The organism is Paraburkholderia sp. SUR17 (assembly GCF_029536165.1).
GTDB classification, from domain to species: Bacteria; Pseudomonadota; Gammaproteobacteria; order Burkholderiales; family Burkholderiaceae; genus Paraburkholderia; species Paraburkholderia kururiensis.
In genome coordinates, this window is sequence record NZ_CP120509.1 from 1,844,029 (window position 1) to 1,856,699 (window position 12,671).

9 protein-coding genes are annotated in these 12,671 nt (G+C 66.6%); 2 read left to right on the forward strand and 7 right to left on the reverse strand.

The window, feature by feature from the left end:
- Nucleotides 1-58: 58 nt before the first annotated feature.
- From P2869_RS25580 to xylA, 5 genes are all read right to left on the reverse strand, one after another.
- Complete coding sequence (locus P2869_RS25580; RefSeq protein WP_017775543.1) at nucleotides 59-1,240, reverse strand: sugar ABC transporter permease; 1,182 nt, start codon at nucleotides 1,238-1,240, stop codon at nucleotides 59-61.
- Nucleotides 1,237-2,823, reverse strand: a complete 1,587-nt coding sequence (xylG, locus tag P2869_RS25585) for a D-xylose ABC transporter ATP-binding protein (RefSeq protein ID WP_017775542.1) — start codon at nucleotides 2,821-2,823, stop codon at nucleotides 1,237-1,239. The genes P2869_RS25580 and xylG overlap by 4 nt, the downstream gene beginning before the upstream one ends.
- Nucleotides 2,824-2,941: 118 nt before the next feature.
- Nucleotides 2,942-3,979: a D-xylose ABC transporter substrate-binding protein gene (gene xylF, locus P2869_RS25590; protein WP_017775541.1), complete on the reverse strand. Its 1,038-nt coding sequence runs from the start codon at nucleotides 3,977-3,979 to the stop codon at nucleotides 2,942-2,944.
- 98 nt (nucleotides 3,980-4,077) lie between these two features.
- Nucleotides 4,078-5,556, reverse strand: coding sequence for a xylulokinase (gene xylB, locus P2869_RS25595; RefSeq protein WP_277598335.1), 1,479 nt, complete (start codon nucleotides 5,554-5,556; stop codon nucleotides 4,078-4,080).
- A gap of 54 nt (nucleotides 5,557-5,610) precedes the next feature.
- On the reverse strand, nucleotides 5,611-6,933 hold the full coding sequence (gene xylA / locus P2869_RS25600; RefSeq protein WP_126877219.1) for a xylose isomerase: 1,323 nt from the start codon (nucleotides 6,931-6,933) through the stop codon (nucleotides 5,611-5,613).
- Between the two features lie 368 nt (nucleotides 6,934-7,301).
- Here xylA and P2869_RS25605 point away from each other — a divergent pair, with 368 nt between their 5' ends.
- Complete coding sequence (locus P2869_RS25605; RefSeq protein ID WP_026121609.1) at nucleotides 7,302-8,510, forward strand: DNA-binding transcriptional regulator; 1,209 nt, start codon at nucleotides 7,302-7,304, stop codon at nucleotides 8,508-8,510.
- 93 nt (nucleotides 8,511-8,603) lie between these two features.
- A complete protein-coding gene (locus P2869_RS25610; protein ID WP_277598336.1) occupies nucleotides 8,604-9,683 on the forward strand; it encodes an aldose epimerase family protein in 1,080 nt (359 codons plus the stop codon).
- A 58-nt stretch (nucleotides 9,684-9,741) separates the two neighbouring features.
- Here P2869_RS25610 and P2869_RS25615 read toward each other — a convergent pair whose 3' ends face one another.
- Together P2869_RS25615 and P2869_RS25620 are read right to left on the reverse strand one after the other, a co-directional pair.
- Nucleotides 9,742-10,953 (reverse strand): GGDEF domain-containing protein, encoded by a 1,212-nt coding sequence (locus P2869_RS25615; RefSeq protein WP_277598337.1) that lies wholly within the window; start codon nucleotides 10,951-10,953, stop codon nucleotides 9,742-9,744.
- 330 nt (nucleotides 10,954-11,283) lie between these two features.
- Complete coding sequence (locus P2869_RS25620; RefSeq protein ID WP_277598338.1) at nucleotides 11,284-12,471, reverse strand: diguanylate cyclase; 1,188 nt, start codon at nucleotides 12,469-12,471, stop codon at nucleotides 11,284-11,286.
- Nucleotides 12,472-12,671 lie beyond the last annotated feature (200 nt).

Here is a 12,671-nt window from a genome sequence, read left to right on the forward strand (position 1 = left end):
AAACCAGAAAGCGGGATAGCCAGGAAGGCAGAACTCCGGAACGGCGGCAAAACAACAATCAACGCCGGTTCGATCCCGACACCACGTCGATCCAAACGGCGAGCACGAGGATGGTGCCCTTCACGATCATCTGCCAGTACGCATCCACGTCGAGCATCGACATGCCGTTGTCGAGGCTCGCCATCACGAGCGCACCGATCAGCGCGCCGTAGACGGTGCCCGAGCCGCCGCGCATCGACGTACCGCCGATGAAGCACGCCGCGATCGCATCGAGTTCGCCCATCGAGCCCGCCGAAGGCGATCCCGCCGCGAGCCGTGCGGTGTTCACGATCCCGCCGAACGCGCACATCAGGCCCATCAGCGCGAAGATGGCGAGCTTCACGCGGTCTGTATTGACGCCCGAGAGCCGCGTGGCCTCCAGGTTCGAGCCCACCGCATAGATGCGCCGGCCGAACACGGTCTGCGTGGCGATCCACGTAAAAATGCCGAGCAAAGCAAGCAGCAGCAGCACCGGCACCGGAATACCGCCGTACTGGTCGAGCATGGCGACGAACGCGAGTAGCACGGCGCCCGCCGCGACCACCTTGGTCACGTCCTGCCACATCGGCACCACGGCAAGCTGATAGTGCTGCCGATTGCGCCGGTTGCGCACCGTGAGCAGCGCCACCACGGCGAACAGCACGACCGCGAGCGTATCGCCCACCACGCGCGGCAGGTAGCCCTGGCCGATGAACACGAGGTTGTCGGAAACGGGTGCGATGGTGGAGCCGCCCGTGATGCCGAGCAGGATGCCGCGATACGCGAGCATGCCGCCCAGCCCCACGATGAACGACGGCACACGCCGCCATGTGGACCACCAGCCGTTGAACATGCCCACCAGCACGCCGAGCACCATCACGGCGGGCACGGTCGCGGCTACGGGCCAGTGGTGATTCACGTCGAGAATCGCCGCCACGCCGCCCAGGAGACCGAGCAGCGATCCGACGGAAAGATCGATCTCGCCCGCGATGATGACGAACACCATGCCGCACGCGAGCATGCCCGTGATCGACATCTGCCGCAGCAGGTTCGAGACGTTGCGCGGCGTGACGAACGCGCCATGCGTGAGCACCGAAAAGAATATCCAGATGGCCGCCACCGCGAGCAGCAGCGCGAGCACCTTGTAGCGCGCGAACAGTTGCTTGATGCGTTCGGCGCCATACGGCGACGGCGCGGGCGATGAAGTGAGGTCGGGAGTCATGCTGCACTCGCTCCGGTATGAGTGATGAACGGACCGGCGCCGGCCGCTTCGGCTGGGCGCCGCGCGGGCTGAATGGCCGCGGTGAGAATGCGTTCCTGCGTGAGGCCGTCGTTGACGAAATCGCCGCGCAACTCGCCTTCGCCGATCACCAGCACGCGGTCGCTGATGCCCAGCACTTCGGGCAACTCCGACGACACCATCACGATCGCCATGCCGCGCTTCGCGAGTTCGAAGATGAGCCGGTAGATCTCGTACTTGGCGCCCACGTCCACGCCGCGCGTGGGCTCGTCGAGAATCAGCACCTTCGGCTCGGTCATCAGCATCTTCGTGAGCACGGCCTTCTGCTGATTGCCGCCCGAAAGGCTCGCAATGGAAAGCATCGGGTGCGCCGTGCGGATCGACAGGCGCCGGATCTGCGCGTTGATGGCGTCGAGTTCGGCTGCGGCGTCGATACGCCCGCGCTTTACAAAGCGCTCCAGCACCGCGAGCGTGATGTTGTGCCCCACGCCGAGCGCGGGCACGATGCCGTGGCGTTTGCGGTCCTCGGGCACCATCGCGATGCCGGCGCGAATCGCATCGAGCGGCGAGCGCACCTTGAGCGGCTTGCCTTCGAGTATCACGGTGGCGCTGCTCGTGCCCGGATATGCACCGAACACGGCCTGCATGAGCTCCGTGCGCCCCGCCCCCACCAGCCCAGCCACACCCACAATCTCGCCGCGCCGCACCGCGAACGACACGTCGTCCACGCGCTTTCTGCGCGGGTTGGTGACGTCGAAGCAGGTGACGTTGCGCGCCTCGAACACGACCTCGCCCACGGTGTGTTCTTCACGCGGAAAGAGCTGCGTGATCTCGCGGCCCACCATCATCTGGATGATGCGTTCGGTGGTGAGCGTGCTCATGGGCGCCGTGCCCACGTGCCGGCCGTCGCGGATCACCGTGATGGTGTCGCACACGGCCTCCACTTCGTCGAGCTTGTGCGAGATGTAGACGCATGCCACGCCGCGCCGCTTCAGGTCGCGCACGATGTCGAGCAGGATGCGCGTTTCCGACGCCGTGAGCGACGACGACGGCTCGTCCAGAATCAGCAGCTTCGCGCGCTTGTTGAGCGCCTTCGCGATCTCGATGAGCTGCTGGTGGCCGCCGCCGTAGTTCATGACGGGCTGCGCCACGTTGATGCCTTCTATGTTGAGGCTGCGCAGCAGTTCGTCGGCACGTTGATACATGGCCGCATAGTTCATGCGGCCGCCCGGCAGGGTGATTTCGTTGCCGAGGAAGATGTTCTCGGCCACCGAAAGCTCGGGGACGAGCATGAGTTCCTGGTGGATGATGACGATGCCCGCGTGCTCCGTATCGCGCACGTTCGCGGCTTTGAGCGGCTTGCCTTCCCAAAGGATCTCGCCTTCCCATGTGCCGTGCGGATACACGCCCGAAAGCACCTTCATGAGCGTCGATTTGCCGGCGCCGTTCTCGCCGCACAGGCCGACGCATTCGCCGGCATGCACGGTGAGATCGATACCCGACAGCGCTTTGACGCCCGAGAAAGCCTTGACGATGCCGCGCATCGTCAGCAGTGGTTGCTCCATTCGCTTTTGCCTCACTGAGGGGATACGACAGCAGCATCAGGCTCGCTACAGGCGCACAACGGCGCGCCTGCAGCGAGTGCCTGCCCCCTGCCCGCTTACTACCTTGCTTATCGCCTTGTTATTGGCTCGCGAGTTGTGCCTGCGTATAGAAGCCGTCCTTCACCACCACATCGACGTTGCTCTTCGTGAGCAGCGTGGGTTGCAGCAGGACCGTATCCACCTTCTTCTTGCCGTTGTCGTACTGCGCGTTGTACGCCGGCTTTTCGCCCTTCGCGAGTTGCACGGCGAGCTTCGCGGCTTCGCCTGCAATCAGCTTGAGCGGCTTGTAGACCGTCATGGTCTGCGTGCCCGCGATCACGCGCTTCACGGCGGCAAGATCCGCGTCCTGGCCTGAGACGGGCACCTTGCCCGCCAGGTGTTGCGCGGCCAGCGCCTGGATCGCGCCGCCCGCGGTGCCGTCGTTCGAGGCGACCACGGCGTCGATCTTGTTGTTGTTCGCGGTGAGCGCGTCTTCCATGATGCGCAGCGCGGTGGACGCGCTCCACTCCGGCACCCACTGCTGGCCCACCACCTTGATGTCGCCACGATCGATAGCGGGCTTGAGCACCTTCAACTGCCCTTCGCGCAGCATCTTCGCGTTGTTGTCGGTAGGGGCGCCGCCCAGCAGGAAGTAGTTGCCCTTCGGCTTCGCGTTATAGACGCCCTGCGCCTGCAGTTCGCCCACCTTCTCGTTGTCGAACGAGATGTAGGCGTCCACGTCGGCATCCAGAATCAGGCGGTCGTACGACACCACCTTGATGCCGGCCTTCTTCGCTTCGGCCACCACGTTGCCGAGCGTCTTCGAGTTGAACGGCACGATCACAATCACGTCGACGCCGCGCGAAATCAGGTTTTCGATCTGCGAGATCTGGCGCTCTTCGCTCGCATCCGCGGACTGCACGGAAACGGTGGCGCCCAGCTTCTGCGCGGCGGCCACGAAGTAGTCGCGGTCGCGCGACCAGCGCTCCACGCGCAGATCGTCGATGCAGAAGCCGATTTCGGGATGGTCTTTGCTCGCATGCGCAAGCGGTGCAACGAGCGACAGGCTCGCGGCCATGGCGGTGCATAGCAGCGAAGCCAGAACGGAACGACGGGTAGCACGCAGTACGGGTTTCATGTCTCACTCCTGTTTATGGTCGTTGATGTAATGCCGTCTTGCGGCGCCGCGCGGCCCTTCGCGCGACGCGTTACTGCTTCTTCACTGCTGCGCGCGGGCTACGCCGTCGCGGCGAACACCGGCTCCAGCGCGCGATACAACGCACGAAACACGGGCCGGCGCGTGTCGCTGTACCACGCGTGGCGGCTCCCGTTGGGTTCGCGCACCGCGGTAACGGGCGGCGTGGGACACACCGCTTCGAGCGACGCACCCGGCTCCACGGCGAGATGCGCGAGGCGCGCCGCGCCTAGTGCCGGGCCCACCTCGCCGCCCGCGCGCAGCGTGAGCGTGCGGCCCGCGATGTCGGCGAGCATCTGCGTCCAGTACGGGCTGCGCGAACCGCCGCCCACCAGCGTGATCTCGTCGGGCACGAGGCCGGCCGCATGCAAGGCGTCCATGCCGTCGAGCAGCGCGAACCCGACGCCTTCCAGCGTGGCGTTGGCGAGGTCGACGCGGTTCGTGTCGGGCGTCATGCCGTGATACACGCCGCGCGCGTTCACGTTGTTCCAGGGCGTGCGTTCGCCGCTCAGATAGGGCAGGAACCAGGGGTGCGCACGGCCCGCATGCGCCTCGGCATCGGCGAGCAGCGCGGCTACGTCGGCGTAGCCCGTCAGGCGCGCGCAGAAGTCGAGACAGCCCGCCGCATTGAGCATCACGGACATGAGATGCCACGTGCGCGGCAGCGCATGACAGAAGCTATGCACGGCCGACGCCGGGTTCGCGAGAAAACCGTCCGACACCGCGAAATAGACGCCGGACGTACCCAGCGACAGCATCGCCTGCCCCGGCTTCACGATGCCCACGCCCACGGCGCCCGCGGCGTTGTCGCCGCCGCCCGCCGCCACCGGCACTTCGCGCAGCCCCCATGCGCGCGCAAGCTCGGGCGTGAGCGTGCCCGTCACGCGATTGCCTTCGAACACGTCCGGCATCTGCTCGCGCGAGAGCCCGCAGGCCGCGAGCAGCACGTCGCCGTAATCGCGCTTCGCCACGTCGAGCAAGAGCGTGCCCGCTGCATCGGAGGGGTCCGTCGCGAAGCCGCCCGTGAGGCGATAGCGCAGATAGTCCTTCGGCAGCAGCACTTTCGCGATACGCGCGAAGCAATCGGGCTCGTGCTTGCGCACCCACAGCAGCTTGGGTGCCGTGAAACCGGGCATCGCGAGGTTGCCGGCGATCTGATGCAACTGCGGCACCGCGGCTTCGAGTTCGACGCATTCGGTATCTGAGCGGCCGTCGTTCCAGAGAATCGCGGGGCGCAGCACGTCGCCGTTCGCATCCAGCAGCGTGGCGCCGTGCATCTGGCCCGTAAGCCCGATGGCTTCGATGCCGGCGCGCTCGATGCCGGCTGCCTGCGCCTGCGCGAGCAGGTCTTCCATCGCCGCGGTAGTCGCGGCCCACCAGTCGTGCGGCGACTGCTCGGACCAGCGCGGCTGCGGTCGCGACACGGCGAGCGCATGCGTCGCCGTGCAGCGCACGTGCCCGTCGCGGTCGAGCAGCACGGCCTTTACGCCCGACGTGCCGAGGTCGATGCCGATGAACATGGTGTCTCGCCCAGTGTCTTGTTTTGCCGCGTGCGGATTCGCGCGCGGAGCGTCTCAACGCACGCCGTAGATGGCCTGGTTCACGATGTTCTCGAGCTGCTCCTGGCGTCCGCTCACGTGCACGGGGTGAATGCCGCGCTGCTGCGCCTCGGCCGCGAGGCTTTGCAGCGTGTAGCCGCCCGAGAGAATCTTGCGGCCGAACTCCGTGTCCCAGCCCGCGTAGCGTTGCTGCCTGAACTGTTCGAGCCGGTCATTCTCCACGAGCGCCGCCGCGCGTTCCAGCGCGAGCGCGAGCAGGTCAATGGCGCCCACGTGGCCGTAAAACAGGTCTTCGGCGTCCACGCTCTGGCGGCGTACCTTCGAGTCGAAGTTCATGCCGCCCGTGGTGAATCCGCCGTGCCGCAGGATTTCGTAGAACGCGAGCGTCATTTCTTCGACGCTGTTGGGGAACTGGTCCGTGTCCCAGCCGTTCTGCGGGTCGCCGCGGTTCGCATCCACGCTGCCGAAAATGCCGAGCGCGAACGCCATCGCAATCTCGTGATGGAACGAGTGACCCGCGAGCGTGGCGTGATTCGCCTCGATGTTCACGCGAATTTCGTTCTGCAATCCGTACTGGGTGAGAAAGCCGTGTACCGTGGCCACGTCGTAGTCGTACTGATGCTTGGTGGGTTCCTGCGGCTTCGGCTCGATGAGGAGCGTGCCCTTGAAGCCGATACGGTGTTTGTGCTCCACCACCATGTTGAGAAAGCGCGCGAACTGCTCGCGCTCGCGCACGAGGTCGGTGTTGAGCAGCGTGTCGTAGCCTTCGCGGCCGCCCCACAGCACGTAGTTGTCGCCGCCCAGCTTGTGCGTGGCGTCGAGCGCGTGGCTCACCTGGGTCGCGGCATACGCGAACATCTCGGGGTTCGGGTTCGTCGCGGCGCCCGCGGCGTAGCGCGGATGCGAGAACAGGTTGGCCGTGCCCCACAGCAGCTTCATGCCGCTGTCCTGCTGCTTGCGCGCGAGGTAGTCCGTCATGCGCGCGAAGTTCTCTACATAGTCGCGAATGTTCTCGCCTTCGGGCGCGACGTCGGTGTCGTGGAACGTGTAGTACGGCACGCCGAGCTTCGTGAAGAACTCGAAGGCGTGGTCGGCCTTTTGCTGCGCGCGCTCCATGGCGTCGCCCGGTTGCTGCCACGGGCGGTGAAAGGTGCCTTGCCCGAAGATGTCGACGCCGGGCCACACGAAGGTGTGCCAGTAGCAGACGGCGATGCGCAGATGCTCTTCCATCGTCTTGCCGAGCACGCGCTTCTCGCGGTTGTAATGGCGATAGGCGAGCGAATGCTCGGACTGCGGACCTTCGTAACGGACGGGCGGGATGTGCTCGAAGTAGGACATGGCGTCTCCATTGTCATGTTGCGCCGCAGCGGTTACAGCAGGTGCGGCACGGCGCGCGTTGGGCATGAGGTGGACATGCCGTGGGCGCCGTTCGATAAGGTGCGGCCATGCTGCCAGCGCAGGCCCGCCGCCGACAATTGCGAAATTTCACAGCGCCCGTGATGTTTCCCGCCAAACGTCATCGCCATGTTCGGCACGAATGCGCAAGACGCCTAAAATAGCGAGACGCTTAAAACCGCCGGACGCTTCGCTTGTTCCTGCCGGGCAGGCAGGTCAACAGGTAAGGCGAAACCGGGAACCGGACAAAGACAGGAGACAAGGGTGAGCCGCGCGCTGTGCTTCAGTTCGCGCCGTGCCCATCCACCATCATGCCGAGCACGATCCGACACCCGACGCCCCAGAAGACGCACCGCATCGCGCTGCTGTTCAATGCGAACAAGGTGTACGACCGCGAGATCATCACAGGCATTGGCGACTATCTGCGCTCCACGCGTGTGGCGTGGGATCTCTTTCTGGAAGAGGACTTCCGCTGCCGCCTCGCGGGCATCGAGCACTTCGACGGCGACGGCATCATCGCGGACTTCGACGACCCCGCCGTATGCGAAGTGCTCGCCGACTGCACGCTGCCGCTCGTCGCGGTGGGCTCGTCGTATGAAGACGCTGCCCAGTACCCGCCGAACCTGCCGTACATCGCCACCGACAACGCCAAGCTCATCTCGCTCGCCGTCAACCACCTGCTGGGCGCGGGGTTGCAGCACATGGCCTGCTACAGCCTGCCCGAGTCGCCCACCAACCGCTGGGCGCAGCAGCGCGAACTCGCCTTCGAGCGGCTCGCGCAGGCCGAAGGCATGGAAGCGGAAATCTATCGCGGCCTGACCACCAGCGCGCCGGACTGGAACCACGCCACCGAGCAACTCGCGGCCTGGCTCGAACGCCTGCCGAAGCCGGTCGGCATTCTCGCCGTCACGGACGCCCGCGCGCGGCACCTGCTCCAGGCGTGTCTGATCGCGGGCATTCCGGTGCCCGAGGAAGTGGCGATCATCGGCATCGACAACGATCCGCTCACGCGCACGCTGACGCGCATCCAGCTTTCATCAGTAATTCAGGGTACCGAAGAGATGGGCCGCACCGCCGCGCACCTGCTGCACAAGATGCTGCACGGCGCGCGCTTTCCCGGCCACCGCGTGCTCGTGCCGCCGGTGGGCATCAACGTGCTCGAATCGACGAAGTACCAGCCGCTCGCGAGCCAGTACGTGAAGCGCGCGCGCCACTTCATCCGGCAGTACGCGTGCCAGGGCATTCGCACCGAACAGGTGGCCGACCACGTGGGCGTGTCGCGTTCTTCGCTAGAGGAATATTTTCGGCGTGAGATGCAGTGCACGGTGCACCAGGAGATACTGCGCTACAAGCTCGACGCGGCCAAGGCGATGCTCGTGAAGGGCGATGCATCGAGCGCGGAAGTGGCCGTGCGTTGCGGGTTCACGTCGCTGCAGTACATGTATGCCGTATTCCGCCGCGAACTGGGCTGCACGCCGCGCGAGTATCAGGAACGCGCGAGGTCCGCGGTGGCGCCATAACCGCCATAACGGCCATAACCACCATAAGGGCCATACAGGGCCGCCCTGTCGTTGCAACCGTCCGTCCCTGTCTTATCCGAATCTGCAGACTCCATGATCCGAACCGCGCAACTGACTTCCGAACCCTGGGGCACGCTGCCCGACGGCGAGCCGGTCACGCTCTTCACGCTGCGCAACGCGCACGGCATGAAGGTGGCCATCAGCGACCTGGGCGCCACGCTCGTCTCGTGGCACGTGCCCGACCGTACCGGCCGCCTAGGCGACATCCTGCTCGGCCACGACACGCCCGCCGAATATCTCGCGAGCGGCGCCTACATGGGCGGGCTCGTGGGCCGCTGGGCCAACCGCATCGCCAACGCGCGCTTCACGCTGGACGGCATCGAATACGCGCTCGACCGCAACGAGGGCAACAACCTGCTGCACGGCGGCTCGCACGGCTTTCATCGGGCGATGTGGGACGTGACGGAAGACGGCGACGCGCTCGTCATGCGCCTCGATTCGCCCGAAGGCGACGCCGGATTTCCGGGCAACGTGAGCGTGCAGGTGCGCTACACGTTCGACGACGACGGCACGCTCACCCTCGACTACGAGGCGCTCACCGACGCGCCCACGCCGCTCAACCTCACGAGCCACGGCTACTTCAACCTCACGGGCCAGCCCGGCACGGACATTCGCGGCCACGTGATGACGATCGACGCCGACGCGTTCTTCGAAGTGAACGCGGAGCTGATTCCCATCGAGCGCGCCGACGTGGCGGGCAACGCGTTCGACTTCCGCCACAGCGCGCCGCTGGGTGCGCGGCTCGACTGGCCGCATGCGCAGTTGGCCCGCGCGGGCGGCTTCGACCATTGCTACATCCTGCGCGAGCCTGCGGGCGCGGGCGCCGACGCGAATGCATTCACGGTGCGCGAGGTGGCGCGCGCCTACGACCCGGGCAGCGGGCGCGAACTCGTCGTGTCCACCAACGAGCGCGGACTGCAGTTCTATACGGGCAACTATCTGGAAGGCGAGCCGGGGCGCAACGGCACGGTGTATCGGCGGCACGCGGGCCTGTGTCTGGAGGCCGCGGCGTTTCCCAACGAGATCAACATGGAAAGCCGCGAGCGCGTCGTGCTGCGGCCCGGCGAGACGTATCGGCAGACCACCCGGTATCGGGTGGGCGTGGTGGACTGACGCGAAGACTGAGCCGCGCAAGAACCGCGGCCGCGCACGCCACCCGGCATGGCGCGTCTCAACGTCCCGCGTCCGTGGACGAGATGGATTCGGCGCCGGCTTCGGAAGCCGACGGCCGCTGCCCCCCGCCCCGCTCGTCCTTCTTGCGCTTGCGCTTCGCGTCGTACATCGCGGCGTCGGCAAGGCGCAGGACGGCGTCGATGTTCGTGGCGTCGTCCGGCACGGTCGCCATGCCGATACTCGCGCCCACCTGCGCCGTGATGCCCGGCGCTAGCTCGAACGGCTTCGCGATCTCGCGCGCCATGGCGTGGGCGAACTGGTGTGGGCCGTCCTTGCCCGGGAACGCGGCGCCGTCGTCGAGAATCACGAATTCGTCACCGCCAAGGCGCGCCACGAGCGCGTGCTTGCCTGCCAGCGCACGCAGCCGTTCGGCTACCTGCACGAGCAGCGTGTCGCCCGCTTCGTGGCCGTAGGCGTCGTTGACGGGCTTGAAGCCGTCGAGGTCCAGATACAGCAGCATCATGCCGGGCTGCATGCGGGCGCCCGTCCCCCAGCCGTTGCGCGCGGCGTGGAAGAGACCGGTGCGGTTCAAGAGACCCGTGAGCCCGTCGTGACGCGCGCGCCGGTCGTTTTCGCGCTCGGCCTTCATGGTGGTGATAAGCATCGCGTTGAGGCGCCGCGCCGCCGCACTCATCGCGAAGAGATAAAACGGGATCTGCACGAGCGTGAGCAGCAGCACCTTCTGGCCCGCCAGCAGCGCGCCGATGCAGCACGGCCCGAGCGACAGGAAGATCATCACGGCCACGAGGCGCGGCGCCGCGAAGTTGCGAAAACAGATGCCGCCCACCATGGCGGCCGCGGACAGGAACGAGAGCGTGGCCGCCACCCAGTCGCCGCTGATCGCACTCACGAACGCGCCATAGCCCACGGTGGCGCCCCAGAGCGGCGCAAGGCTGATGTAGAGATCGGTCGGCGTGGGTTTGCCTTGCTTCGCGCGTTGCCGCGCGATCACGAGCACGCCCCAGCGCGTCATGCACACGACGATTTCGGCAACGAGCCACAGGCGGAACAGGACAGTGGGATGGCGCGCCGCGAGCACCCAGGCGACGGCGATGGTATTGAACACGCCGCCGAAGAAGATCGGCATCGTGCCGAACAGCGTGCCGACCAGTTCGACGCGGATGTCGCGCGGCGTCTCCTGTCCCGGCTCGGTGAGCCACGTCGCCAGACGGCCACGCGGCAGCGTGTAGGTTTCGTTCGCGTTTTTCACCTGAGCTTCACCTGATGCACCCTGATGCGCTGGCGCGACGTCCTGGCGTCGTCCCGCTACGGTTGGGGAAAGCCGGTGGTCCACTTGACGACGCAGAAGCACAGGCCAGCGTGCCGCCGAATACGCTGGAGGACCTGCGGTTCACCCCGGCGCCGAGCTTCGGCCAGCGCCGCGGATAAGGGTGTGGCGCAACTCCATATCGGCACGACGCGGCAGAACTTTAGGCGAAGTTGGCGTGGGACGCAAACCCGCCCGCGGCCGGACACGGAGGGGCACCGCCGCCGCTGCCGATGTCACCGCCCATCCCGCTCATCCCGCTCATCTCGTCCGTCATGTCGGCGATCCGAAGGCCGCCGGCTGCTCGAGCGGCGCTTCGTGCAGGCAGACGCGGTCGCGGCCCGCGAGCTTCGCCGCGTACAACGCGCGGTCGGCACGCGTGGTCAGGCGATCCAGCGTCTCGCCCTGCTCGCGCATCGCGAGGCCGCCGCTGATGCTGTAGCGGCATGGGCCGGCGTCGGTGCTCACGGCGTGCCGGCTCGCTTCGCTGCGCAGGCGCTCGGCCACGCGCCGGGCGTCCGCGAGCGCCGTGCGCGGCAGCAGGATCGCGAACTCTTCGCCGCCCAGCCGCGCCAGCGCATCGTCGCGGCGCAGGTGGACGCGCGTGAGCGCCGCGAACTCGCGCAGCACGCTGTCGCCCCCAGCATGGCCGAAGGTGTCGTTGATCGTCTTGAAACGGTCCAGATCGACAATCAGGAGCGACAGCGGCGCGCCGTGCTGGTCCGCTTCGGCGAAGCACTTGCGCGCCATCGCCTGAAAGCCCGTGCGCGACAGCGCGCCCGTGAGGAAGTCGTGATTCACGGCCTTGCGCGCATCGGCCAGCAGTGCGTCGTGCACCATCAGCATCGCGCACATCGACATCACCGGCATGATGGCCGCGCCCACGCACAGCAGGATGACGTTGATGTTGGTGGTGAACATGAGCGGGCTCGACGCGCCCGGCAGCGCGCTGAAGTAGAGCCCGCGCGCCAGCTGGCAGAGCCCGAAGATCGTTGCCAGCACCACCGTCACCACGTACGGATAGCGCGCCCGATCGGCTTCGCGGTTGCGCGCCACGAGAACGGCGGTCGCAAAGCAGATGGCCGCGGTGAAGAACGTGGAGACCATCACGCGCGCCGGGATGCTGTCCACGGCGTAGCGCCAGTACGCAAGCGCGGGAACGGTTGAAAGGGTAACGAGCAGCAGCCAGGGCCAGCGCACGGGGCGCCCGAGAAAACGCGCGAATCCGGCGTACAGCACCGACCCCGCCAACGCCACGAGGAAGTTGGCCACCAGGACGGAAACAACATCGGAAATGCGGCCGCGCGCGAGCAGCAGCGGCAACGCGGCCGTGAGCACGGCGTTGGCGGCGAACCATTCGAGCACGCCCGGCACGCCGGAGCGCAACAGCGAGCCGAGCAACACGAGCATCAGCAAGCCGAAAAGCGCGGTGGAGGCGAGAGCGACTGAAACGGCGGCCATAGCGGGAAACAGACAAAGGGCGGATGCCAGCCTGCAGGTGCAGGATTCCCCTGAAGTTTACGGCCTGCGGCACGCAAACTTGAAGCGGGACCGCGCGCAGACGTGCCGGCACCGAACCGCGTGGGCGGTGCCTGACCGCGTCAGCAAAAAAAACGCCGGCAGTGCCGGCGTAAAGAATTCTGACCCGGGGTGGTCAGTAT

Excerpts from the sequence above, each read along its gene's own strand:
- P2869_RS25580 (WP_017775543.1), bottom strand. The coding sequence starts at position 1,240 with ATGACTCCCGACCTCACTTCATCGCCCGCGCCGTCGCCGTATGGCGCC.
- xylG (WP_017775542.1), bottom strand. The coding sequence starts at position 2,823 with ATGGAGCAACCACTGCTGACGATGCGCGGCATCGTCAAGGCTTTCTCG.
- xylF (WP_017775541.1), bottom strand. The coding sequence starts at position 3,979 with ATGAAACCCGTACTGCGTGCTACCCGTCGTTCCGTTCTGGCTTCGCTG.
- xylB (WP_277598335.1), bottom strand. The coding sequence starts at position 5,556 with ATGTTCATCGGCATCGACCTCGGCACGTCGGGCGTAAAGGCCGTGCTG.
- xylA (WP_126877219.1), bottom strand. The coding sequence starts at position 6,933 with ATGTCCTACTTCGAGCACATCCCGCCCGTCCGTTACGAAGGTCCGCAG.
- P2869_RS25605 (WP_026121609.1), top strand. The coding sequence starts at position 7,302 with ATGCCGAGCACGATCCGACACCCGACGCCCCAGAAGACGCACCGCATC.
- P2869_RS25610 (WP_277598336.1), top strand. The coding sequence starts at position 8,604 with ATGATCCGAACCGCGCAACTGACTTCCGAACCCTGGGGCACGCTGCCC.
- P2869_RS25620 (WP_277598338.1), bottom strand. The coding sequence starts at position 12,471 with ATGGCCGCCGTTTCAGTCGCTCTCGCCTCCACCGCGCTTTTCGGCTTG.